Genomic DNA, 635 nt, shown 5'->3' with positions numbered 1-635 from the left:
TGCACAGACTGTCGGACGGTGTATTTATCTGCTCTGGTTCCTGTGCGGGGGCCGGGATTTTATTATCCGGCTCCGGCGTTAACGTCACGGGAAGCAGTGCCGGCATATTTTTTCCGGAAGGCAGCAGGCCACCTTTCCGGTATTGATGGCGCCAGTTAAAGAGCAGGTTATCGTTGATTCCGTTCTCACGAGCTATTTGTGCGACACAGGCACCGGGTAAAAGAGTCTGCTGAACAAGTCTCCATTTAAACTCCGGTGAAAATCGGTTCCGGCGGGGTTTCTCTGCTTTCACAGGCTGAGTCACGGTCGGGGTTGAAGGATATCGCCCCGGGAAAAGAGCCCGGGCCAGTTGCCCGCAGGAATATTCACCGGAAAGAGGCCAGTCAGTGAATATCTGGTGAAATCGCCTCACCAGAGAAAAAATGGCGGTTTTGCTGACACCAGTCTGCGCAGAAATGCGCGGGTACGACAGTGACTCGTCAAATCTCAGCTGTAGCACACGCAGGATCAATTCCGGATTATCTGCCAGTACCGCCTTTCGTGCATTCATCTTAAATGTCCTTTTACTGCGAAAATGGACATTAGTATCGGAAACAGGAAAGGGAGGCGAAAGACGGTTTAAATGATGCGCTTAC

1 protein-coding gene is annotated in these 635 nt (G+C 51.7%); it reads right to left on the bottom strand.

Annotation, left to right across the window (positions count from 1 at the left end; translation table 11 throughout):
- Positions 1-550 (bottom strand): IS66-like element accessory protein TnpA (gene tnpA / locus A7090_RS23700; protein WP_105275737.1); only part of this gene is annotated, 550 nt, incomplete at its 3' end.
- Positions 551-635: the final 85 nt, after the last annotated feature.

Source organism: Escherichia sp. MOD1-EC7003, assembly GCF_002965065.1.
GTDB lineage: Bacteria > Pseudomonadota > Gammaproteobacteria > Enterobacterales > Enterobacteriaceae > Escherichia.
This window is presented reverse-complemented; position numbering and strand designations above follow the sequence as displayed.